1 protein-coding gene is annotated in these 316 nt (G+C 68.7%); it reads right to left on the bottom strand.

Translation table 11 applies throughout. From position 1 onward, the window contains the following. Nucleotides 1–203 precede the first annotated feature (203 nt). Nucleotides 204–316: YbdD/YjiX family protein (locus tag SB816_RS30640; protein ID WP_410548069.1), on the bottom strand; the 113-nt coding region annotated here is incomplete at its 5' end.

Below are 316 nucleotides of genomic sequence, written 5' to 3'. Positions count from 1 at the left end.
CCTCGTGAACCTCCAGTGCGCGATCGACGCGACGCAATCGCGCCTGTCGTTCCTGCGCGAACGCGAGCGCGAATGCTCGAGCACCGGGTGCGTGACGGCGAAGCTCGGGGAGTAAGCGCTGCACGGGTGTCGTGCCGCGAATCGCTTCGCGGCGCTTTCGGATCCGTCGACGGACCGCTACCGGCCGGCTGCGCCGGCCCGGTTCAGCAACACTTCCCTGCCCCGGACCCGTACCGCGCGTTCTGACGCTCGCGGAAGAATTCCTCGTAGGTCATCGGCTCGCGGTCCGGATGGGTGTCGCGCATGTGCGCGACGT

This window comes from Achromobacter sp. SIMBA_011 (genome assembly GCF_046535435.1).
Lineage (GTDB): Bacteria > Pseudomonadota > Gammaproteobacteria > Burkholderiales > Burkholderiaceae_B > Achromobacter > Achromobacter dolens.
Note: the sequence above shows the minus strand (reverse complement) of the source record. Positions and strands in the feature narration are given on the sequence as shown.